General features: G+C 53.4%; 16 protein-coding genes. 6 read left to right on the top strand and 10 right to left on the bottom strand.

Annotation, left to right across the window (positions count from 1 at the left end; all coding sequences use genetic code 11):
* Positions 1-80 precede the first annotated feature (80 nt).
* Positions 81-341, top strand: coding sequence for a type II toxin-antitoxin system RelE/ParE family toxin (locus MKJ04_RS16980; protein ID WP_317246726.1), 261 nt, complete (start codon positions 81-83; stop codon positions 339-341).
* A gap of 94 nt (positions 342-435) precedes the next feature.
* Positions 436-633, top strand: a complete 198-nt coding sequence (locus MKJ04_RS16985; RefSeq protein ID WP_241642857.1) for a helix-turn-helix domain-containing protein — start codon at positions 436-438, stop codon at positions 631-633.
* Between the two features lie 174 nt (positions 634-807).
* On the opposite strand, the gene MKJ04_RS16990 is transcribed toward MKJ04_RS16985, so the two are convergent.
* The 4 genes from MKJ04_RS16990 to MKJ04_RS17005 form a co-directional block, all read right to left on the bottom strand.
* Positions 808-3,282: a glycoside hydrolase family 31 protein gene (locus tag MKJ04_RS16990; RefSeq protein ID WP_241642858.1), complete on the bottom strand. Its 2,475-nt coding sequence runs from the start codon at positions 3,280-3,282 to the stop codon at positions 808-810.
* A gap of 11 nt (positions 3,283-3,293) precedes the next feature.
* The gene (locus MKJ04_RS16995) at positions 3,294-3,473 is read right to left on the bottom strand and encodes a hypothetical protein (protein WP_241642859.1); all 180 of its coding nucleotides are present in this window, start codon (positions 3,471-3,473) and stop codon (positions 3,294-3,296) included.
* Between the two features lie 112 nt (positions 3,474-3,585).
* Complete coding sequence (locus tag MKJ04_RS17000) at positions 3,586-5,085, bottom strand: RagB/SusD family nutrient uptake outer membrane protein (RefSeq protein ID WP_241642860.1); 1,500 nt, start codon at positions 5,083-5,085, stop codon at positions 3,586-3,588.
* Between the two features lie 21 nt (positions 5,086-5,106).
* Entirely contained in the window at positions 5,107-8,298 is a 3,192-nt protein-coding gene (locus MKJ04_RS17005) for a SusC/RagA family TonB-linked outer membrane protein (RefSeq protein ID WP_241642861.1), read from the bottom strand.
* 748 nt (positions 8,299-9,046) lie between these two features.
* Here MKJ04_RS17005 and MKJ04_RS17010 point away from each other — a divergent pair.
* The 3 genes from MKJ04_RS17010 to MKJ04_RS17020 all read left to right on the top strand — a co-directional run bounded on the left by MKJ04_RS17010 (position 9,047) and on the right by MKJ04_RS17020 (position 12,168).
* Complete coding sequence (locus MKJ04_RS17010; protein ID WP_241642862.1) at positions 9,047-10,456, top strand: purine-cytosine permease family protein; 1,410 nt, start codon at positions 9,047-9,049, stop codon at positions 10,454-10,456.
* 30 nt (positions 10,457-10,486) lie between these two features.
* Positions 10,487-10,672, top strand: a complete 186-nt coding sequence (locus MKJ04_RS17015) for a hypothetical protein (RefSeq protein ID WP_241642863.1) — start codon at positions 10,487-10,489, stop codon at positions 10,670-10,672.
* A 161-nt stretch (positions 10,673-10,833) separates the two neighbouring features.
* A complete protein-coding gene (locus MKJ04_RS17020; RefSeq protein ID WP_241642864.1) occupies positions 10,834-12,168 on the top strand; it encodes an FGGY family carbohydrate kinase in 1,335 nt (444 codons plus the stop codon).
* 145 nt (positions 12,169-12,313) lie between these two features.
* Here the strand turns inward: MKJ04_RS17020 and MKJ04_RS17025 are convergent, their stop codons facing one another.
* On the bottom strand, positions 12,314-13,330 hold the full coding sequence (locus tag MKJ04_RS17025) for a GntR family transcriptional regulator (RefSeq protein ID WP_241642865.1): 1,017 nt from the start codon (positions 13,328-13,330) through the stop codon (positions 12,314-12,316).
* Positions 13,331-14,360: 1,030 nt separating this feature from the next.
* Between MKJ04_RS17025 and MKJ04_RS17030 the strand changes: the two genes are divergently transcribed.
* Positions 14,361-17,081, top strand: coding sequence for a c-type cytochrome (locus tag MKJ04_RS17030; protein ID WP_241642866.1), 2,721 nt, complete (start codon positions 14,361-14,363; stop codon positions 17,079-17,081).
* A gap of 1,360 nt (positions 17,082-18,441) precedes the next feature.
* Here the strand turns inward: MKJ04_RS17030 and MKJ04_RS17035 are convergent.
* From MKJ04_RS17035 to MKJ04_RS17055, 5 genes are all read right to left on the bottom strand, one after another.
* Positions 18,442-19,704 carry an MFS transporter gene (locus MKJ04_RS17035; protein WP_241642867.1) on the bottom strand — a complete coding sequence of 421 codons (1,263 nt, stop codon included), beginning with the start codon at positions 19,702-19,704 and terminating at the stop codon, positions 18,442-18,444.
* 478 nt (positions 19,705-20,182) lie between these two features.
* Positions 20,183-20,986 (bottom strand): alpha/beta fold hydrolase, encoded by an 804-nt coding sequence (locus tag MKJ04_RS17040; protein ID WP_241642868.1) that lies wholly within the window; start codon positions 20,984-20,986, stop codon positions 20,183-20,185.
* A 9-nt stretch (positions 20,987-20,995) separates the two neighbouring features.
* Positions 20,996-21,823, bottom strand: coding sequence for a sugar phosphate isomerase/epimerase family protein (locus MKJ04_RS17045; protein WP_241642869.1), 828 nt, complete (start codon positions 21,821-21,823; stop codon positions 20,996-20,998).
* A 36-nt stretch (positions 21,824-21,859) separates the two neighbouring features.
* Positions 21,860-22,741 (bottom strand): sugar phosphate isomerase/epimerase family protein, encoded by an 882-nt coding sequence (locus MKJ04_RS17050; protein WP_241642870.1) that lies wholly within the window; start codon positions 22,739-22,741, stop codon positions 21,860-21,862.
* A gap of 124 nt (positions 22,742-22,865) precedes the next feature.
* The gene (locus tag MKJ04_RS17055; RefSeq protein WP_410896832.1) at positions 22,866-23,735 is read right to left on the bottom strand and encodes a ThuA domain-containing protein; all 870 of its coding nucleotides are present in this window, start codon (positions 23,733-23,735) and stop codon (positions 22,866-22,868) included.
* Positions 23,736-23,760 lie beyond the last annotated feature (25 nt).

Here is a 23,760-nt window from a genome sequence, read left to right on the forward strand (position 1 = left end):
CTTAAGATAGCCTTTTTCTAATGCTTAAAAAAATAAGAAAAGCACCAATCTTCGAATAGCACCGTGCAACGGTCTCGAATGTGTTGGAATTGATCAAGCAGGTTGAAAGGGTACCAGTAAAGTTCCTTGCCCCGATGAGCGGGTACGAAGGACTTTACGAAGTTAAGGTGGAGTATCAGTCGAACATTTATAGAATTTTCTGCTGCTTCGACGAAGGAAGGCTGGTAGTGCTTTTCAACGGCTTCCAAAAGAAGACACAGAAAACGCCCAAGGAACAAGTAGAGAAGGCAATGCGACTAAAGATTGAGTATTTTAGACTTAAAAAGAACAGCCATGACTGATTATAAAGGAATCAAAACATTTGACGAGCTGATTGAAAGGGAGCATGGTAAAATTGGGACAGAAACCCGCAATAAATATGAATGAAGTGCCCATATGTTTATCGTGAGCGAGATGTTGAAAGATGCCAGGAAAGAGGCAAAAATGACCCAAGAGCAACTGGCTGAAAAAGCAGGCACCAAGAAGAGCTATATCTCGAGGATCGAAAACGCGAGAGGCGACATCCAACTATCCACGTTGATCAGAATATTTGAAAAGGGGCTGAATAAGAAAATCGGCCTGACCTTCCTTTAAAATTACATTTACCAACGCGGCAATGAGGACAAAGCCTGAGCAAATGAAAAAACAGGTCCGCCAACAAGGCGCTTAAGTCATACGCAGCCGACGACCTTTTTACTCCATAAAATAGACCACGGCATAGTTTTCCCCCAATTTTTACCCGACGCTATCCCCTAGCTTCGGCCATAGCTACAGCGTTACCGCCAAGTTTATATCGTCTTTATTCGAGCGTTTGGTCTTGATCCAGAGCAGCTTGCTCGGCGCATCGAAATACCAGCCCGCCCCGTTTTCTAAATCTGCCGCGTTGGCCGCCGCTTTCACTTTCTTGCCGTTTTCGGTGATGGTGGCCGGCGCTGCGGCATCGCCCCAATGCACTTTAGCGAGGTAGTCGTGTGGGGGCACGCGATACTTGCCCTCCGGCTTCCGGATCTTTAGGTCGAAACCTTTCCCGGACAGGCTTGACTGGATTTCGGTGATGGCAAATTGCCCCTCCTGGTACTGCAGGCTTTTCCCATCATCCTCATACAGCTTAAACGTGGAGGTGCCCTCCGGAAAAACGTCCAGCGTGATCGTGCTCACCGGTTTCTCGCCGTAATACTTCATTTCCGGCTGCATCGGTATAATCGCTCCGCCCTTGGCAAAGATGGGGATGGTATCGAGCGGGGTGAGCACGTGCACATACTGCTTTCCGTCATACTTCCTGCCCGTCCAGTAATCGAACCAGGTGCCCTCCGGCAGATAGACAGTGCGGGTCTTCGCTCCCTTCGTCGTGACGGGGTTGATGAGCAGGTTGTTGCCGAACAGGTACTGATCGGTAATGTCGTACACGTTCGGGTCGTTCTGGTATTCCAGCACCAGCGCGCGCATCAGCGGCACCCCGGTGGTATGGTTGGTATAGGCGTTGCTGTACATATAAGGGATCAGGCGGTAGCGCAGCAAGTCGTAGTTTTTGAAGTTGCGGAGCGCATCCTCTCCGTAGTTCCAGGGCTCTTTGTAGCTTGGGTGCTCCATCCCCAGGAAGTGCGCAATGGGGCTGAACATACCGAACTGCACCCACCGGATGTATAGCTCCGGGTCTGCTACGTGCTCGAAGCCGCCCATGTTGTGCGACCAGTAGCTGACGCCCGACAGCCCGATGTTCAGCCCGGCCTTGATAACCGGGGCAAAGTACTGCCACTCGCTCGGCCAGTCGCCAGCCCAGATAAAGGGGTAGCGCTGGATGCCGGCATACCCTTCGCGGGTATGGGCCATACCGCGCATGCCGTTGTGCTCCTGAAACTTCTCAAAGGAAGCCTTTGTGTAGATGAGCGGGAAAATGTTGTGTTTCCATTTGATGTCCGCGCCAGTGGGGCCCGTTTTCTCACTCTCGTTGGCCAGCGCCCCGAAGGCGCTACCTTCGTCGGTTTTCAGGAACATGGCTCCCTGGTCGGCGATGCGCTTCACGCCGTGCTCCCACCACCAGTCCACGGCCCGCTGGTCGAAGAAATTGACGAACTCGCCCGGGTTGTTCTCCTCCGGGTACACAAAGCCTTTTTCCTGGGCCATGGCCAGCAGGTTCAGTTCATTGCCATTGTCGAAGCGCGGCCGAAGGTGCAGCCCCACCATCTTAAAATTCATCGCATACAGGCTGTCGAACATGCCTTTCGGGTCCTTGAACGTTGGCCGCCACTCAAAAGACGTCGCGCCCTTTCCGCCCTGTTTGCCAAAAATCCGCCAGGTAGAGTCGAGGTGCAGCAGGTCGGCGGGGATGCCGTAGGTCCTGAACTTTCGCCCCAGCGCAATCACGTATTGGTCGGAGGTTTCGGCCTCGTGCCCCCAGGTGCCGCCGCTGTAGGTGCCCACGTGCAAGCCAAGGGCAAAGGCAGGCAACAGCGGCGATTTGCCGGTGAGGGAGGTATACCTGTCAAGCAGCGCCGGGAAGCCCGGGCCATACATAAAATAGTAGTCCAACTCGCCGCCCTCCGCCTTAAAGCTGTAGCTGTCGGGGTGGCTCATACCCATGTCCCACTCGGTGGGGTAGGCCGTGTGGAAGAAGATGCCGTAGCCGCGGGTGCTCATAAAGAAAGGCACAGGGGCATAATTGGCCTCCAGCACGTTGTAGGCCCCCACATGGTGGGGCAGCCCTTTGCCGCGGCCCACGTTCATGCTGAGTTTCTTGTTGCGCTGGTCCAGGAAATCCATGCGCTCGCCAAAGCCGAAGAAATGCTCATCGGGCTCCATTTTCTTGGTCACCGAGACGCTCTCCCCTGTTTTTACGAGGCCGCCTTCGAGGGCGTCTGTGGTCAGCAGCATGCCTGCCTTGGTATACACGGCCACCCCGAAAGGGGCCTTGCTCACCACCACATCGAGCTGCTGGGTTTGCAGCAGAAAGCGGTCTCCCTGCTCCGACACCTGCACCGCCACCTTGGGCCAGTCATACCGCACCACCATGTAGGGCTCGTTTTCCGGAAACTGCCTGTCCCAGCTTGCCCGCACCCGGAACATGTCGGGGGTGCTGAACTCCAGCCGGACATCGGCCTCGGTGTTAGAGAAAAACACGGTGTTGCCCTCCTGCCGGAAGCCCGTCTGGTAGTTGCCTACGGTTTTTTGCTCCCCGTACGCGGGCAGGCACAGCGCCTGCAGCAAAACCATAACTGCCACTAGCTGCTTGATGTGTTGTATCATCTTGTCTCTTTTTAGTGTTCGGTGGCCATACCCGCTGCCGCCGATGTGCCTGTGCGGCAACGGTATAGGGTATGGCTCATGCCCTTGTTCGGTAACATGATCTGACGAAAAATAGGCATTTGCTGCCGGAAGGCTATCCTGTACTGTCCGGTGCGCATACCCCCGTCAACCCGCCTTTTGCTGTGCGGCATGACACGCTGGCTGCGGTATGGCCATACCTCTGGGGCTGTGCGCCATGCATAAAAAGGAGCAGCACCTGGGGGATGCTGCTCCTTTCGGAAATAAGCGTTCCAATGCGTTCGCTTAGTACCCTGGGTTTTGCTGGTACAGCCCGTCTTTCACTGTCAGTTGTGTAAAGGGTATCGGGTAGATCACGTTGAAAGGCTCGATGGATTCTGGCATGCGGTTGAGCTCGTCTTCCTGTGGCAGCCAGTCATTCATCTTCTGAATAACCGTACCCGTCCGCACCAGGTCATGCCAACGCAGCCCTTCCCCGGCAAACTCCAGTCTCCTTTCCTGCAGCAGCATGTCCAGCGTCACGTTCGAAACCGGGTCCAGCCCTGCCCGTGCGCGCACCATGTTCACGATGTCATCCACCTCCTGCTGCGTGCCTGGGGCGCCCTGCAGAATAGCCTCGGCTTTCATCAGCAGCACATCGGTATAGCGAATGAGCGGGAAGTTGATCGGCCAGTCGAAACGGTCGGCCCCAGGGCTGGTCTCATCCAGAAACTTACGGTAGAAGGACCGAGTCTCGGCAAAACCGTTCGCGTCGGTGAAGCCCTGCTGAATCGTCACTGCCTTCCGCGCGTCATCAGCCTCGTACGCGTTCAGCAGATCGTCTGAAATCTCCCGCATCTCCACGCTCGACTGTGGCAGCGGTATGCCGGGCGTGGCATTGAAGTACGCCGGTGTGCCCATATATCCCGGCAAGGTGGTGCCCAGCCCGTTTCCGCTCTGGAACTGCACATCGAAGATGATGTCGTTGTTATTCTCGTTCTTGTAAGAGAAAATGCTGGCATAATTGCTCACCCAGGCATAGGGGCTGCCGTTGATGATCCCGTTAAGCAAGGTAAGCGCCTGCGCATACTCACTCACCCCTAGCCCGGGGCCATCGGTGTTGTAGTTGGGGCCGGAGCGGGTAAGGTGCACGCGGGCCAGCAAGGCCTGGGCGGCCCAGGAGTTGGCCCGGCCTATGTTTGTGCCGCCATACCGGGTGTCGGGCAACAGCCCGATCGCCTTGGTCAGGTCATCCATGATGAGCGCATACACATCCGGCACGGGGCTACGGGGTATGTCCAGGGCCTCGGCCGGCGACACTACCTTGTCCATGATCGGCAGTTTCCCGAACCAGCGCACCAGGTCGAAGTAGTAGAGCGCCCGCAGGAACCTGGCCTCTCCCTCAAGGCGGCCCCGCAGCACCGGGTCGGGCACCAGGCTGGCGTTCAGTTTGTCCAGCACGGTGTTGGCCCGCATAATGCCGTTGAAGTTGTTGTTCCAAGCCTCGGCCACCAGCGCGTTGTTCGCCAGCGTGATCGCAAAGTCGTTCACCGGGTCCCAGTCGCGCACCCCTGTGGAGGAGGAGCCGTACACGTTGTCCGACCGGGTTTCAGAAAGGTCGTAGTAGCGGTCGGGGAAAGGGCGCAACTGGGCGTATACCCCGTTCACTGCCTGTATAAAATCGTCGGTGTTGCGGTAAAAGTTGGCAGCACTGGCATCAGACAAGGGGGCCTGGTCCAGTTTATCCTGGCAGGAGCCCAGGCTAAGCGCCAGCAGCGCGCATATATATATGGATTTCTTTTTCATCACGATAGGTTTAGCTTGAAATTAAAAGGTGACGTTTAGCCCGGCGGTCATGGATTTGGATAGCGGGAAAGCGCCGTAGTCATCGCCCCCGGTGTTCACTGCCTCCGGGTTAAAGCCGCCGTCATACTTGTCAGACCCAAACCAGTTCTCTGCGCTTACATAGATGCGGGCGCCTTTCACTAGCTTCGCCTTGCTGATCAGGCTGCCCAGGTCATACCCCAGGGTAATGTTCCGGACGCGCACATAGTCAGAGGGGTATAGCCAGGCGTCGCTCTTGAGGAAGCCAAAGCTGGAGTTGGCTTTTCCGCGCAGCCCGGCACCAGGGTCCTCCGGCGATCTCCAACGGTCGCGGTGCAGGCCCAGGGTGTTCTCCACCAGCCCCTGCCCCGGTCGGTCCATCGCGCGGCCAAAGAGCGAGTAAATTTCCCCGCCCCACTGGCCCTGCAGCAGCACGCGCAGGTCGAAGCCTTTGAAGTTGAAGGTGTTGGTAAGCCCCCATACATAATCCGGGTTCGGCTTGCCCACAATCACCCGGTCGTTCTCGTTGATCACCCCGTCTCCGTTGGCGTCCTTATAGCGTGGGTCGCCGACTTGCTGGTTGCCGTAAAGGGCTGCCCCGGCGTCGATGTCCTGCTGAGAGAGGATGCCATCCTGCTCTACCACATATATGCTCCACAGCGGCTGCCCGATGCGCAGCAGCCGATGCCCTACGCCAAACTCGCCGCCTTCTACCGGGGTGTTGTTCGGCCCCAGTTGTCTTACCTCGTTGGTGTTGTGGCTCAAATTTGCCGAAGTAGTCCAGCCGAAGGCACCTGTGGTGTTGTGTGTCGTCAGCTCCAGTTCCCATCCCTTGTTATATACCTCGCCAATGTTGGTGAGTGCGTTGGAGAAGCCGGTGGCCGTTGGCACCGGGATATTGAGCAACAGGTCGGAGTTAAGCTTGGTGTAGTAGTCCGCCGACACGAAGATCCGGTTTCCCAGAAGGCCCATATCTACCCCTACGTCAACTGTTCTGGACTCTTCCCAACCCAGGCCCGGGTTCGGTGCGTTAGCAGGCACCTGGCCGGTTGCCAGGCTGCCGCCCAGGGAGTAACCGGCAGAGTTGAGCAGCGCAATGTGCTCGTAGTTTCCGATGGCGTTGTTTCCGGAGATGCCCCAGCTGGCGCGCAGCTTCAGGTCAGTCACAAAGCCGACATCGGACATGAAGTTCTCCTCAGACACTCTCCAACCCACTGACGCCGAGGGGAAGGTACCCCACTTGGTGGCGTCGCCGAACCGTGAAGAGCCGTCGCGGCGCACTGTGGCGCTAAACAGGTAGCGGTCCAGGAGACTGTACTGCACTCTTCCGAAATATGAGAGAAGGGTGTTTCTGCTTTCGGTGGTGAAGGACCTGTTGGTGCGGTTGTCTATACTTTGGGCCCCGTTGAGGGTGGTGATGTCGTCGGTCACAAAGCCGCCGGAGCTTGCCAGGCGTGAGTTGTTAAAGCTGCCCATGTTATAGGATGCGCCCAGCAAGGCCGACACATTGTGTTTCCCGTCAAACACCTTGTCGTAAGACAGGGTGTTCTCGTTCACGAAGGTTTGCCTGCGGTAGGTGCTGAACGTGCCGCCCGCCTGTCGGTTGCCGCGCTGTCCGCTCACAAAAGATGGCCGGAAGAATTTGTTTGTGGCGTCTGTATGGTCCAGGTTAACCGTTGTCCGGAAGCGGAGATTGCTCAGGATGCTGTATTCGCCATACATGGTGGCAAGCGTCCTGAAAATCTCATTCTCGCCGATAGAGTTCTCGATTACCCGTACCGGGCTGTTTCGGGATACGCCCCACTGGTATGGCAGGAAGTTGCCAGTGTTCACGTCTAACCCCACGGTGTCTTCCACCACCGGGTTAAAGCCCACGGCAATGTGCATCTGCTGGTCTTTGCCTTCCACACCGGGGTCTTTGGCGATGGAGTAGGAAGGGTTCAGGTTGAGGCCGAACTTCAGCTTTTCGCTGGCATTCACCTCCACGTTGGCGCGGCCGGAGTATCGCTCGTAGCCGACGCCCAGGGCAATACCCTCCTGGTTCAGGTAATCCGTCGAGACGAAGTACTTCACGTTGTCGGTGCCGCCCGAAGCCGTCACCTGGTAATTTTGCACCTTGCCTTTCCGGAACATCTCATCCTGCCAGTCCACGATGCGGAGGCCGGGGTAGCCTGGCTGTAGCCAGCGCTCGTCCAGCATCAGGCTGCTGCTGAAGCGCCCGAGTATGGCTTGCCGCTCGGCACTAGTCTGGCTAGCGGTCCTGCCCTCGCCGGAGTTCACCCAGTTGTAGTTGATCATCTCAACCGCTCGGTCGATCCACTCCTCCCCACTGAGCACGTCCAGCTTTTTGGCCGTCTCGTTCCAGCCGGCGTAGGTGTTAAAGCTGATCTGGGGCTTGCCCGACTTGCCGGATTTGGTGGTGATGAGCACCACCCCGTTTGCGCCCCTGGAGCCGTAAATGGCCGCCGCCGAGGCGTCTTTCAGCACCTGGATCGACTCGATGTCGTTGGGGTTGATATTATCCAGCGGGTTGCCCTGTGAGAAGCCCCCGCCTGAGTTTTGCGAGGACACATCCAGCGGAAAGCCGTCGATCACATAGAGCGGCTCAGTGCCCGCACTGATGGAGCCGGAGCCCCGCACCTGTATGCTGAACCCCTGGCCGGGCAAGCCGCTTGTCTGCTGCACCCGCACACCGGCGATCTGCCCCACCAGGGCCTGATCTACCCGCGCAATGGGCCTTTCCTCGATCGCCTTTGCATCCAGTGTGGCTACAGCCCCTGTTATGTCGGCCTTTTTCTGCGTGCCATACCCAATCACCACCACCTCTTCCAGGGCTTCAGTGTCTTCAGACAGGGTGACGTTAATCGATTGCTGCCCGGTGAACTGCCGCTCCACGGACGTAAAGCCGATAAAGCTAAAAGCAAGGGTGCCCGGTGTTTCCGGCACCGACAGTGTAAACCTGCCGTCGGCTCCTGTGGCGGTGGCGTTGGTTGTGCCTTTCAGCAACACCGTGACGCCCGGCAGCGGAGAGCCAGACGCGGAGACCACCCTGCCAGTTACCGTCCATTGAAAGGCAGCGGCAGAGACAACAGAAGCGCTCGCTACAGCCTCCTGCGGAAGGGCGGTTCCCACAAGAGCCAGGGGTATAAGGGCCATACAGCTTCGAAGCTGCCACAGCGTATTTTTACTTCTCATATGTCGGTGATTTAGTAGTTAAATTCGTCATAAAATTTTGGTATATGGAGTCTCCATTTCACTTGTTAAGGCTGCGCTGGCATGTCTCATCCTAATCGCGTTTTAAAACATTGCCATCCCTTCCCTCAAATGCGCTTTTACTCGCTTGTGGCGCTGTGTAGGGCATGCTCGGTTGCCAGAGGGGAATAACTTTAGGTAATGGAGCGGCGTTCTTTCGCCTATATGCAGCGCCACAGCTTTAGTGGTTTTTGATAAAGTTAACTACTGCCTTCCTGAATTCTATCCTGCTCTATCCTGCTTCACTCCTATATTTTTTATTAGCCGACATCATATGTTATGCATGCAGACACATTGTTCTCTGATCTGCCGCAGAGCCTGTATAGCCTTAGGTTTCGCAAAGCAAGAAGGAATAAAGGACTCCGGTAAGCACTGTTCGCACAAGGCATGTTTTAGTTGAGGGCCTGGCTGCGCCTCTATTAAATGCATACTGCCAATTGCTGCTACCCCTTGCCTGAGTTGAGGTAGCAGGCAATACACAGGTTTTTTGCCAACGGGCGCAGGTGCAGGACACTACCGGATAGTTGCAAGAAGAGAATTGCCTACTTTTAGAAAGTCCATTCCTCCAGTTCCAAAGCCTACAGCCAAGGCTGGCACAGGAGAGGGTCATGCACCACAGCAGTCTATCGTGCAGTTTGCGCTGCCCGCTGCGGATGCACCAACAGGAATTTTATCAGCTAAAAAACAGAAAATGAAGCAGACCCTTGCCAAGCAGTTAGACGCCATCAATGAGTATGAAAGAGAGCCAGTGCCGCAGAGCAAGCTGAAAGGCTTGAAGAGCTTCATTGGCATGTATGCCGGAGAGCATACCGCCGGAACGGAGTTTGTCATCGGTCCGTTGTTTGTCGTGCACGGCGTCACCGCGCCCGACCTGTTCCTTGGGCTGCTGGTGGGCAACCTGCTGGCCGTCCTGAGTTGGGCCTTCCTATGTGCCCCTATCGCAGTGAAAACCCGCCTCACGCTCTATTTCCAACTGGAGAAGATATGCGGCAAATACCTCGTTTCGGGGTATAATATTGTCAATGCGCTGATGTTCTGCTTTCTGGCAGGCTCCATGATTGCGGTGGCGGCCACAGCTGTGGGCATCCCGTTCGACATTGCCATGCCCGGCCTGGAAGACATGTACCCGAACAGCGTGGGTTGGATGGTAACCGTGTTCTTTGTCGGGGCCGTGATTACGGTGGTCGCTATCCTGGGGTATGAGCAGATCTCGCGGTTCGCCAATGTCTGCGCCCCCTGGATGATCCTGGTTTTTATAGCTGCGGCCTTTGCCGTGATGCCTCAGTTGGGCATTACCTCCGTTGGCAGTTTCTGGGAGGTTGCCCAATCCCGCATCTGGACCGGGGTTCCGGTGGAGGGCTTCAGTAAGTTCACCTTCTGGCATGTCGCTTTTTTTGCCTGGTTTGCCAACATGGCCATGCACATCGGCATGGGCGATTTGTCCATCCTCAGATACGCCAAGAAATGGCAGTATGGCTTTGCCTCTACCACCGGTATGTTTCTGGGCCACGTCATCGCCTGGATCGCATCAGGCATACTGGTGGCCGCCGCCAGCGGGGCTATCACGCCGGGCCCTATTGCCTATAACAGCGCCGGCATAGCAGGTGCCATTTGTGTGATGATCGCGGGCTGGACCACGGCCAACCCCACCATATACAGGGCGGGCCTGGCGATACAGTCCATCGTACCCACCGTGAAACGGTGGAAGGTTACGCTGGTCGTGGGACTGGTTACCACAGTGGCAGCCCTTTTCCCGGCCCTGGTGATGCGCCTCCTGGACTTCGTTGCCCTGTACGGTTTGGTGCTGATGCCAATGGGAGCCATCATCTTCATTGACTTCTACATCATCCCGAAACTTGGCCTCCGCAGCAACTACGCGAGTGCGGTGAACTCCCGCTTTAACATAGCGGCGGGCGTCACCTGGATCGCCACCCTGCTGATCTGCCTGTCCCTGAATTATTTCCAGGGGATAGAGATCTTCTTCCTGGGCCTGCCGGGCTGGTTTATCGCCGCCACGCTATACATTATGCTGAGCAAAGTCTATCAGCAAAAGCAGACGGCCCCGCACATAATTCGGGAGGTCTCCTCAAGTTCATTTTAACGAATTCTGTCACGTTTTCCCCATCATACGATGCAAACCATACTTAAAATCCTGTCTTTCCTCGGCCTTGCCCTCACCATCGTGCCATCGCTTTTGGTGTTCTCCGGGGTTATTGAGCTCAGCTTCCACAAAACGCTGATGCTGGCTGGCACCTTGCTCTGGTTTTTCACCGCCCCTTTCTGGCTGAACAAAACGAAGCATCCTGAAGCAGTGTAGCAGAGCCGAAACATTGGAGCGCAGGCGTGCGCACTTCTGACTTTGCGCTACCTGAAGCGGCAAACAGAGCCTGAACAGCCTTGTTCCCACTTCGGTAATGAAGGTAGGGCATCCTTTTCCGGTATGCATCCTCTTGTCTAACCATCACCTCAATTCATTCTATGATCCCGTGTATCGCCATTTTTCACATCGGCAAGAAAAGCAAAAGGCTGCTGCTCTTTAACCAATACTACCAGGTTGTGAAGGAAGAGCACGCCTGTCCGGCAGAGACAGTGGATGAGGATGGAGACAAGGGAGAGGACCTTGCCGCACTGACGCACTGGCTGCGCACTGCGTGGGCTGCATTGGAGGCTGACCAGGGGTATGATGTGCTGGCTGTGAACTTCGTGACGTATGGCGCGAGCATGGTGCACCTCAACGAGGATTTCGCACCGGTAACCCCGCTCTACAGTTATTTAAAAGCATACCCGCAGGAGTTGGAAAAGCAATTTTACGACACGTATGGGCCGAAGCTGCAGCTGGCGGAGCAAACGGCATCGCCGCCACTGGGTATGCTCAACGCTGGTTTGCAACTCTACTGGCTAAAGCACCTGAAGCCCGCCACATTCCAACGCATCAGGTACTCCCTGCACCTGCCGCAGTATGTGGCTTACGTGTTTACAGGTCAACTGACCACAGAGTACACGAGCCTGGGCTGCCATACCATGCTTTGGGACTTTCAGGCCCTGGACTACCACGCATGGGTATACGCCGAGCAACTGGACAAGCTTTTCCCTGCGTTGCGGCAGCATTACCGGCCCCTGCAAACCAATTTCAGGTGCAAGCCCATACCCGCTGGCCTGGGCCTGCACGATAGCTCTTCGGCGCTGATCCCGTATTTAAAGCAGTACCGCACCGGCTTTTTGCTACTCTCTGCCGCTACCTGGGGAATCACCTTAAACCCCTTCGCCAAGGAGCCCTTGAGCCAGGATGATCTGCAGCAGGATTGCCTGCAGTACCTCACGTTTCGGGGCGACAAAGTGAAGGCCTCCAGGCAATTTATCCAGAACGCGCATGAAGTGCAGGTGAACCGCCTGGCAGCATACTATAACAAACCGCTGACCTATTACCAGACCGTGAGGTATGATGCCCACCTGACAGAGGAGGCGGTTTTATACGCAGGTTACGCCGATGCGCGCACGCCGATACCGGTGAAAGAGAAGAGAGCGTTGTCCACCCGCTTCGCCTTAGACTTAGCGTTGCTCAGCACTTACGAGGAAGCGTATCACCGCTTACTGGAGCTGATCGTGCAGCAACAGCTTAACTCGCTGTTTGTGGCAGCAGAGGGAGACTTGAGCGGGTTCAGAAGCCTGATTGTGGATGGTGACTTCAGCCGGAATGAGCTTTTTATGGCCATGCTACGCCGAAAGTTGCCAAATCTGAAAGTAAAGTCCGGGCGCTCGGCGCAGGATTCTGCCTTAGGGGCTGCCCTGGCGCTGAATATATGGCCATATTAACCCCATCTAACTCAGGCTGTAGCCTCAAAAAATAAAATTCCTGCGGCTTTGGTTGCCGTGCGAAACAGGACAACGGGGCGGCAGGAATTTTATACATGCTACTATGCGGTGGCTCCGAGAAGACCGATGCTATTGCCGCCTCCTTTTACAGGGAGCATCTCCGGATCAGGGTGAACGGATTGTGGACCTTCTCTTTTAGATTTTGCCGCATCAGATAGGCAGCAGTCTCGCCCATACACTCATGGTCCGTGGACAGCACGGTGATGCCGTTATCCAATATTTCCTTTATAGGCGTGTCGTTGTAGGAAATAACGCCGATGTCTTTCCCCAAGCGCAACCCCATTTCCCGGCTTTGCTTCACCAGGTCGGCCAGATCAGATTCCTCCAGCACGATAAACCCGGTTCCGGGAGAAAGTGGCTCCTGATGGATACAGTTGACCACGGCATGCTCCATGGAAATATCCCTGCAGAACTGCCGGAATCCCTTTACAATTTCAAAGGGGTAAACAATGTCCTTTGGGTATACCAGAACAAACTTTTTGTAATTGCTGATCAAATCTTTCCCCGAATGGAGGGCATTGCGAATGTCGTGCTCAAAATCCTGGTAGACCGCTGCATAGTTGCCCGCAAAGTTCTCGATGTTCTTGTCTAGCACCACCAGTTTTTCGGCAGGGATGTTCTTGATCGCCTCTCTCCCTGCCTCCACATTGGTGGTAAAGTGTGGCATGATCACATAATACTGGTATTTCCCGGCATTTTCCTGCAGCATTTTCTGGCAGATCTTCCCGTCGAAATGATGGATTTGCAGGTCTACGATGGCATCCTCCCCGAGTGATTTGAGGATCGAGTAGTAAACGGTTTTTTTGTAGGCGCTCAGCTTATTGAACAGCAACAATACCCGGATTTTATCGACAGAGAAGTTTTTGCTGATGTAGCAGCCTTTCCCCTTCACAGAACTAATAACCCCTTTTTTCCGCAGCACTTTATAGGCTTTTTCTATGGTATCGCGCGAGAGGTAGTACATCTCGCTTGTCTCGTTGATAGAGGGAACGCGTTCGCCAATCTTCAAAACGCCGGCCTCTATGTCTGCAATCACGGCATTGACAACCTGCAGGTATTTAGGAGTGGCGGATGTAGCATCAATTCTGTCTAGAAGTTCCATAACGATAGAGCTTAATATGTATAAACCATTATTACCAGTTATCAAAGCACTGCCAAAAGACAGTTACCTGTCAATTATACACTTTTTTTCAGCGCAACTAAGCATTTGTGTCCTCTGGTTTATTCCAGAAGACCAAGGCCTGTGAAAGAGTCGACGCTCAGGGTATGCGCAAACGATTGCGCATACCCTCAAAAAATAATGCCTGCTGGCATCATTCAATGTATAGTTCACAAAAAGTGACTGGTCAATCATTCTTTCGAATCTCAAGATAGTCAATTCTTCCAAGTATCAAAAAAATATTAGGCCTCAGCTTTTACTTGGGAAAGCCTTAAACTGTACAACTACGCGAAGAAAACCGTTTGAGCACGCACTCCAAAACGGTCGAACATATAATTTATACGCTATAAATTTCTGATATTACAGTATAAAAAAGTGAGGCACATGAACTCAGGATAGAGCTGGACTACCAGCACAAGCTATGTATACTCACTTATTGCAAGCGTTAAAGGAGGTTGTTCATTGTTGGAAATGCATCACTGACTATCCATATAGTGCAGAATCCAACTGGTATAACAATAATGAGCCACAGGAGAAATGCAGAATAGGTTATTCATACCTGCTAATCATGCTGTAAGCATTAAAGACTGTAAACGTCCGGGCACCGTGCGCGCCTAGCACCAGCGACTTCCCGATGTCGGCGGTCTTGGAGGGGCCGGTTACATTTCAGAATGGGTAATCTTCTCGCTCGCTTTCCCGGTGGCACCTGTTTTGTAAAGGGGGCAGCGCTTCCCCCCACCATTTATCGATTATTTCCTGAGGATCTATCCAGAAACAGCACAGTACAGGACAGATACTTTTTTCAGGATTTTTACATTGAAATTAATTCATGATATAAATTTTCGGCTTATGCATCAATAAGCAACTTCCTTCCCCTCCGCTAAGCGCAAAGGGGAAGTTCCTGATGGCTTTTTCGATCAGAAAACTTCAATAAATTATTAAAGGCATTAACATAACCAAAACTTCAAAAAATATGTATCGCAAATCCCCTACAATCAGAGCGTTGCTGGCTCTCTCTGTCGCTGTCCTGATCGGTTCTTCCTGCAGTAGGCTAGAAAAAGCGGATACAGTTGACGCCGCACCGGTAGACCCCAGGACCGAGAAACTGAAACTACCCACCGGCTTCAAGGCAGACCATATATACAGCCCTTCCGAAAATAAGCACGGCTCCTGGGTATCCATGACTTTTGATCCCAAAGGAAGGTTGATCGCCTCCGACCAGTATGGGGCCTTGTACCGCCTCGAGTTGCCCCCTATCGGTGCTGACTCCGCACAACCCAAAATTGAGAAACTGATCATCGGCGACGGTGCCGTAATCGACTCTGCCAAAACACACGGTGGTATGGGCTACGCGCAGGGTTTGCTCTGGGCATTTAACAGCCTCTACGTGATGGTAAACCATAACAGTAACGAGGAGTTTACGAAGGGCAGCGGGCTTTACCGGCTTCAGGACACAGACGGGGATGATCAGTTTGACAAGGTAACCTTACTGAAGTCTTTGGTAGGTGAGGGAGAGCACGGGCCGCACAGCGTAGTACTGGCACCCGACAAGAAATCGCTTTATGTAGTGGCCGGAAACCATACCGATTTACCGGAGATGGACGCCTACCGGCTCCCCCCGGTATGGAAAGACGATAACCTGTTTCCGCAGATAAAAGACCCGCGCGGGCACGCCAACGACCGCGGCGCACCCGGCGGCTGGATCGCACAGGTTGACTCGTTGGGTGAGCACTGGGAATTGATAAGCGCCGGCTACCGGAACCCTTTCGACATCGCCTTTAATGAGGCAGGCGATTTGTTTACCTATGATTCTGATATGGAGTGGGATTTCGGCATGCCGTGGTACCGCCCCACCCGGATCTGCCATGTTACCAGCGGCAGCGAGTACGGTTGGCGCACAGGCAACGGGAAGTGGTCTCCGGCTTATCCGGATAACCTGCCGCCCGTGTTGAATATCGGCCAGGGGTCTCCTACCAACCTGGTGTATGGGGGGAAAGCAAAATTCCCTGACAAGTACCGCAACGCTTTGTTTGGCTTCGACTGGAGCTTCGGAATCATATATGCGATTCATCTACAGCCGGAGGGTTCTTCTTACAAAGCAACAGCCGAGGAGTTTGTCTCGGGCTCGCCGCTCCCACTCACAGATGGCGTGATTGGCCCGGATGGCGCGCTGTACTTCCTTACCGGCGGACGCAGGCTTGAGTCTGACCTGTACCGGGTATACTACGACGACCATGAAAAGACTGACTCCAAGCTCGCCTCCAATAAGAAAGCGCCTAAGGAAACAGAGGCTCACAAACTCCGAAAGCAGCTGGAGCAATACCATGGCGATGCCAAGGCCGGGGCCGTTGATGTCGCATGGCCTCACCTGAAGCACAGTGACCGATTCGTTCGCTATGCCGCACGCATAGCCGTGGAGCACCAGCCGGTGAGCCAGTGGCAGCAACGGGCCCTGAACGAGACGGATCCGCTGATCAAGACACAGGCTATGATCGCGCTGGCCCGGCACGGCAACAAGTCCCAGAGCAGCCAGATGCTGGAGTCGCTCATGGCAATTGATTATGCAAAACTCCCCGAGCCAAAGCAGGTAGACCTGCTGCGCGCCTTTGAACTGGTTCTGTTCAGACATGGCACGCCGAGCTCTGCGCTGAAGCAAAAGGTAATCGCGTACCTGGACCCCCAATACCCCGCTAAAGCGAACGAACTGAACCGTTCGCTCAGCAAGGTGCTCATCGCGTTGGGCGCACCCCAGGCAGTACCCAAGACACTTGCGCTGCTCGAAACCGCAAAAGACGACCAGTCGCAGACGGCTACCGCGTCATCTGACTTGATTCTTCGGAATCCACAATACGGAATGGACATAGCCGGCATGCTGGCGAGTGTGCCTCCTGCCCAGCAAACGTATTACGCCACCGCGTTGAGCGCAGCCGAAACCGGATGGACGCCTGAGCTCCGGGAAAAATATTTCAAGTGGATGTACGATGCCTTTAAGTACAAGGGGGGCAGAAGCTACGTTGGCTTTGTTGACAAAGCAAGACAAGCAGCCCTGAGCCATGTCCCTAAAAGCCAGTATGAGCATTACAATACCATTTCCGGGGACTCGCTGCTGAGTGGCGGTGGTCTGGAGTTAGCGACCAGCACATCCTACAGACCGAAAGGCCCCGGAAGAACATGGACAGTTGAGGAGGCTTTGCCTCTGGTAGAAAGCGGGCTTACGAACCGGGATCTTGAACAGGGGAAAGCCATCTATGCGGCTACGCTGTGTAAGTCGTGCCATACCATGGGAGGCGAAGGAGGAATCGTGGGGCCAGACCTGACACAGTTAGGAAGCCGGTTCACGCCCAAGGATATTTTAGAGGCCATCATTCACCCGGATAGCGTAATATCAGACCAGTATGCGGCTTCCATTTTTTATCTGAAAGACGGCAGTTCTGTTGTGGGAAGGCTTACAAACGAGGATGAAAACACGTACTACGTTTCGCAGAACCCCTTTGCACCTCAAACCCTTCGGGAAATCCCTAAGAGCAACGTTACGAGAACCAAAACGTCTGACGTCTCGCCGATGGTACCACACCTGATCGACCGCCTGAACCCGGAGGAGCTGAAAGACTTGATGGCATACCTCATATCTGCTGGCAGAAAGGGCCACAAGGTATACACCGCATCAGCCACGGCGGAAGGCAATCCACAGTAAGCAGGCAGTGTTGCTGAAGCACGACAAATCAGATTAAAGTAAACTTTTTTATACAATGTTGTTTATTTGACCTCCACTGCATCTGCAGTGGAGGTCTTTTTTTCGCCGCACAAACAGTACCCATATAGCAGGCCAGGCAAAGAAGGAAAAGGTGGCCTGTGTTCCCTTATGATCGAAAGCAATTACATATGCCGCCGGTAGACTCCTCCTCTTGGTTAATCAGGCGGCGCGGATACAGGCCAGGCAGCAAAACTTTCGCAGTAGATGATCAGCAGCTATCTCATATATACAAACCACAACAACACTGAAAGGTAGTTAGCCCGCCATGATGGCTTCATTCATAACATCAACACCTTCTAATAAAACTTGCACAATGCCTGATTTATACCACTATCAATTATATTTTGCACAGTCAAATTTGACGTTATGCAAGAGAGCCGCGCAGTTCGTAAAAGTCCCCCTTTGAAGGGGGCAGGGGGATGAGAGGCGGCCGAAACAGCCTTTCCTGCTCTTGCTTGATAAGAAACAGCTTCTAAATATCTCACAGGTGATTGCCCGCAGGGAGTGTCATCCCCCAACCCCCTTCAAAGGGGGACAAAAGTAGGTATTGCGTAACAGCAGGTACAAACAATTCACGAAAATACTTCAATACGCAAAATCCATTCGATAATGGTATTATTTATAAAACGGTCTTCAGGCAACGCGACACAATCTTTTGCCGGAAGGGGTGCCGACCCTCTGCTGCCTAACTCAAAGCTATACATACCCGGTAGCCAGCTATGGCTGCGATCGGTAATACTATGCAGGCATCACCTATTGGACTTTCCGAAACTGCCATGAAACCGGAGATCATACCTATATCAATTGGTGAGTGCACACAGCCTTGCCTTTCAAGTAGTGCAATTCCCCTCCCAAGAGGTAGGGCCGTTAAGTTCTAACGAAAATTGTCCCCTTGAGGGGACCGCAGGGGTGTAAAGCCAGCGAAAATAACCTTCCGCAAAGAGCAAACACCCCTCTAACTCCCCTCAAGGGGAGAATCGTTTTTCTGCTATATTAAATCTTTACGTGAAGACATGGTGCAAATTCTTAGAACTTAACGGCCCTACCTCTTGGGAGGAGTTGGGGTGGGTTATTTTGCACTTCCACATGCGCAGAATCTATTTGATATCGGTATCAGATTCAGCAATCGAGCGTTTAAATGAGGGAAAAAAATAAGCCACCCTGATAGAGGCGGCTTATTTTTTTTGAATGAATGCTTATCAGTTTTAATTTCTGCCTTTATAAGGCCCGATGGCATCTGCAAAGGCATACGTAGCGTTTCTTCAAAACGGGCTGTATTGAATCCCGCCCGTTTTGGCTATTAATAGTCTCCGGCTAACTCTGCCGTTCCCGCTTTTTCTGCTTCCGACGTACGCGCTGTCTTCGCATTCTTCTGCCAGAAAAACAAGATGGTAAACAGCACAATCAAGATAACAGGGAACGCTACCATTTTCTGTAACGTGTCCTGGCCAGCGGCCAATTGCAGGGCACTGCCTGTTAGTCCCTGTGCCGTGTACTCTGTCATGGAGCTATCAATCCAGCTTCCTATGAAAGGCTGAAAGATGGAGGAAGAAAACATGCCTACCGCGCCAATAATGGACATACCCAGGGCGCTGCTCAACGGAACCCGCTGTGCCACTGACCCAACCATGACCGGCCAGAAATAGCCATACCCCAGGGCAAAAACAATAGCAGCTACATAGGCCATAGACCCGGTTACGGTACTGAACATATAAATGCCTATGGCTGCAAAGACGGCCCCTCCGAGCAATACACCCGTCTGGCCCAATGTTGCGACCACTGGGCCGGCAAAAAACCTTAACACAGCCACTAACCCAGCGGTCAGGGCAAGGATCAGCATCGGATCTGCTCCGCTGCTACCCAGGATAATCTCTACCCACTGGCCAGGCCCAAACTCGGTGATCGCCGTTAGGGCCATGCAAACAATCAGGAAGATATATAAAGGGCTTATCATTGCTTTCAGGTTTGCTCCAAGCGAGGTAGCTCCTTCCACTTGTGGTCTTGGAAAGGTTTTCCCGAAAAACAAAAAGGCATAGGCAATGGCCGGCACCAGGATGAGCCACATCTGTGCTTGCCACGAAAAACCTAAATCAGTCATGAATTTGGAGATAAGGGCACCCAAAAGAATCCCGCCAGGAAACCACATATGGAATCTGTTCAGCATTTTGTTCATTTTGGTGCCTGAATACATATCTGCAATCATAGGGTTACAGGCAGCTTCGGTACATCCGTTCGCTATACCTATCAAGAGCGTGGAGATAAGCAACGTGGTGTATCCCCCCGCATATATAGTTAGCAGTATTCCCAAAGCGTGGCATATGAAGGCCACTGTCATGATAATCTTAGGGCCAACCGTATGGTAAACCAATCCCCCAATGACCATAGAAATGGGGAAACCCAAAAACCACATGGAGTTAATAAACCCTAGTTGCTCGGCGGACAGACCAAATTGTGCACCAAGCTGGGGGAGAATTCCTGCTCTGATAGAAAAGGTAAAGCCTGTGGTGATGAGTGCAAGGCAACTCCCGTAAAACAAGGCGCTTTTATTAACATTTTCGTTCATTGAATTTAGGTTTAGAGGTTTTAAATGTAGAAGTATGGGTCCAATTCTGTTGAAAGATGCATATAAATTCTTAATGCATCGCTCTCCTGGTTTATGGTTTCATGCTGTTTTTGAGGAGGTCGCGTCAGTCGGTCAATAAAAACCTGCGGAAAGTTGCCGGTGCTGGCAAACCCATCGCCCCGGAAAACCCTTTGCTTCAAAGCTTTATCAGCTTAGCTGCATTCACTGTTTCCTTCTTGTCACTAAGGCCTCACTCATCGCAGTTTAATTTAGGTAAACAGCATGTTAGAAGCAAATAATATGATTCTATTTATCAAACTGAATATATGCTTTTAAAACCAATAGGGCCAAACTTTGCAAAACTTAAAGGCATAACCACCGGCATATATCCGGTATTCCCTTATAGATATCGGCGGGGTTTTCATCCTGAAAAGGCTACTACAGCAGCAACCTCTATCAACTGTCACCGCGCCCTGCCCTAGTGCGCTAAGAGCCAGTCCCTGACACGGGGATTGAAATCCGTCATATTCTCCCAGTGAAAGGCATGCCCGGACCGCTCATACAGATGGAGTTCGGCGTTAGGCATTGCTCCGGCCACTTCCTCGGCCATCCATACCGGTGTAAAAGTGTCGTCCCTGCCGCCTATCACCAAAGCAGGCGCGGCAACCTCCCGAAGCTTCTCCAGCGCATCATGTGTGACACAGGCAGCCGCCTGCCCCTCTAAGCCATGTAGCGGCTGCGGGTGCGACTCCATGGCTGCCTGCCTTCGGCCCTCCTCCAACTCTGAAAACATTTGCTGATCGTCCCAGGAGGATTTGGCGTAGATGAGCAACTGGATATATAAACTGAACTCCTCGGGCCTGAGCCTGGCTTTGCAGTGCATCATGTGCTGAAAAACTCCCCTTGCGGTGTTATCGCACCGGGCCCAGGTGCACATCAGCACCAGTGACGTTACTTTTTCAGGATGACGAATCGCTAGCTGCTGTGCAATGATGCTTCCCATCGAACAACCGACCACCCTTGCCTGCGGTATCTGTAACGCATCCAGTAACCCCGCGTAATCATCAGCCATCTGCGCGGTGGTATAGGGCGCAGCGGGCTTGTCTGAGCGCCCCACCCCACGGTTATCTGCCAGGATGCACCTGAAGTCCTTTTCCCAGTACGCCGCATGCTGCTCCCAGACTGACCCGGGGGCGGTGATGCCCATGATCAGCAACAGCGGGGCTCCAGAGCCGTGCTCTTCGTAGTACAGGTTTATTCCGTTGCTATGTATATGCGGCATGCCCTTGGGTTATTTTACTTGTGGTAACAGCACTTCCCTTATCCACTGCCCGTCATGCAGCGTGACGGCGTCCGGGTCTTCCAGCGCCTCCTTTCCCTCGTCTTCACAAACGATCCAGCCTTTGTAGTCCCTGTCTTTCAGCCACTGGGTGATCGTCGGCAGGTCAACCTTCCCCTTCCCCATCAGGGCAAACTCCGGCGCTCCGTCCCAGTCTTTGTAATGCACATGGTTGATCAGATGGGCATATTGTTTCATCTTTTCCAGCGGGTCCATGCCTCCGTTGATGATATGGCCCACATCGGGTGTCCAGCCGGTAGCCTCGCTGTCCAATGTTTCTAATATGATGCTATAGTCTTCCTCTGTTCGCGTGATAGACGTGTGGGGCGAGTTGGGATGGAAGCTGCACGGCACGCCCCGTTCCATCGCCCTTCTCGATACGCTGTTGACAATGCGCACCAGGCTTTGGCGGCGGGAGGCCAGTTCATGCCTCCCGCTCGGCTTTTGCACGGTGCAGAGGATAGCGCCCGGGAAACGCTGCAACAGACTGATGGCCTGGTCTGCTTCCTCGCGTTCCTTTTCCGACTCCTCCGTTCCGTTCCAGTCCATTGCCAGAGAGAGCGCAGCCAGTTCTATACCCTCTTCCTGCAACTTATTCTCTAAACGGCCAGCGTCCTTCATATCCCCCATCCAGGAATAAATCGGTTGAATGCCGGTAAATCCGGCTTTGGCAATCACTTCAATCATATGCCCTAACTGGCCTTCATACGTTTGCCCATTGTTGTTCATAAACCAGGTATATACCTCAGACCCAAAGCGAAAGGAAAGATGTTGTGTCATGTCAGGAATCTTCTTTAAACTATGTATGAAAAAATATCAAAGCGCGTGCTTGAGGGTTTTCTGCTTATCAAGCCCATGCTTTTGGCACATTTGCCTGATAAGTTTCAAACCGCCTACCGCTATATCCCAGGGATCCGAATATTCTCGCCATACCCCTATGGAATTGGCAAAGTCTGGGTCATTCCTCGAAAAAGCCTCGATCGTGAGCCAGCCAGGGTAGTTTATTTGGGCTAATGCGGAGAAGACCTCGTCGAAATCCACATGTCCGTCTCCGGGTGTGCCGCGGTCGTTCTCGCTGATGTGGACGTGCGCCAGCAGGGGTGCGATGGTTTGAATGGCCGTCGTGAATTTCTTCTCTTCGATGTTGGCGTGATGGGTGTCGAACATCGCCTTTACGTGGGGATGACCGACCGTTTTCACCAACCGGGTAAGTTGCTCCATGGTGTTGCATAAATAGCACTCAAAGCGGTTAAGCGCCTCCAACCCCAGCGTGATATCGGCTTGTGCCGCATACTCCCCGGCGGCATGCAGCACCTCGGCGCTCCAGCCATACTCCCGGTCTTCAGGGGCATGCTGCGCGAAGATGGCGTGCGCCGAATGAAAGGGCCCGCAAATTACCCTGGCCTGCATATCGTGCGCACGGTCTATCGCCCACTTCATGCGGTCCAAGGCCTTTGCCCTTACTGCGGCTATTTCACTGATCGGGTTTTCATCCTTCCCTACCACAAAAACACAGGTTGTTTCCATGCCAATGCTCCGGACATGCTCGCCCACGCGTTTATAGGCAGCTTCATCCGGTGACCCTATCAAGCATTCGATGCCATCGTAACCGATGGCCTTTAATCTGTCGGTGATAGGCATTAGTTCATCCGACACTACTGCCGACCAAGCCAGCACATTGAATCCAATCTTATTCATTGCTTTTCTTTTTCTATAGAATGGAGTTAAAGAAAATTAAAGTACTGCAGCTCCGTTGATGGCATGAAAATACGCGAGCCTTTTTCTCCCCAAGAAGCTGATCCCTATATGCTCACCCTATATTTCAATTATTAGGGGTTCTGTAAGGCACGTTCATTTCTATTGCCCCGTTCCACTTCTTCGGAACAGGCATACCGGCTGCCCAATGAATTGCGTTGATTACCAGGCGCTGAAAAGGCTCCTCATTAAAGTCCTCCGGGTGCCCCAGCGTGGTCATGAACACTTTTCCGCCATAGGAATTCTCGCCCGTCCAGGCTACCGGATGATCGATGGCATCAGCCTTATTCGGATTGACCGAGTGCCCCATCAGCAACAAGTCGGAGCCTCTGGAAGGATAGTCCGGCAGGGTGGTGTATAGCCATGATGTTGCATGAAACTTCTGATCGACCCCGATCAGGATGGGGTTGTTGCTCGCCTCCGGGATCACGGACACATCTGTGCTGGACTCATGGCCATAGTGGGTATGGTTCGCTTTGCCGCCCCAGCCCGGAGGAGAATTGAAGGCCATTTCTCCAAACGCGTTCCACTTTTCCAGTGCATGGCCTTTCGGATAATTGAAGGCATGGGTCGTGGTCCGGAAGCCCACCACGGGTTTGCCGGTCTTCAGATAGTCCTCAATATGCTTCACCTGGTCTGCGGGCAGTCGGCGCCAACGCAGAAAGAACACGGCCAGGTCAGCATCTTTCAATGCCTCCAACCCCGGAATATTCTCTTCTGCGTTATGATCAGGGGAAGATTTCAGTACGATTGTGCGGAACCCGTAATTCTTCTCTAACTCCGCTGCAATGAGCGGCATGGTTGCCTCGCTGCTATACTCATGGTCGCCGGTCACAAAGACCACCAAAGGCTTTTCGGCACTTAACTTTGCTTCGGATTGGGCGCAGGAAGAAAGCGTGCACGTGAGTATAAGGCACACTAAAACCAGGTAGCTCATGCTTTTCAAATATTTCATAGACAGC

Source organism: Pontibacter sp. E15-1, assembly GCF_022601975.1.
GTDB lineage: Bacteria > Bacteroidota > Bacteroidia > Cytophagales > Hymenobacteraceae > Pontibacter.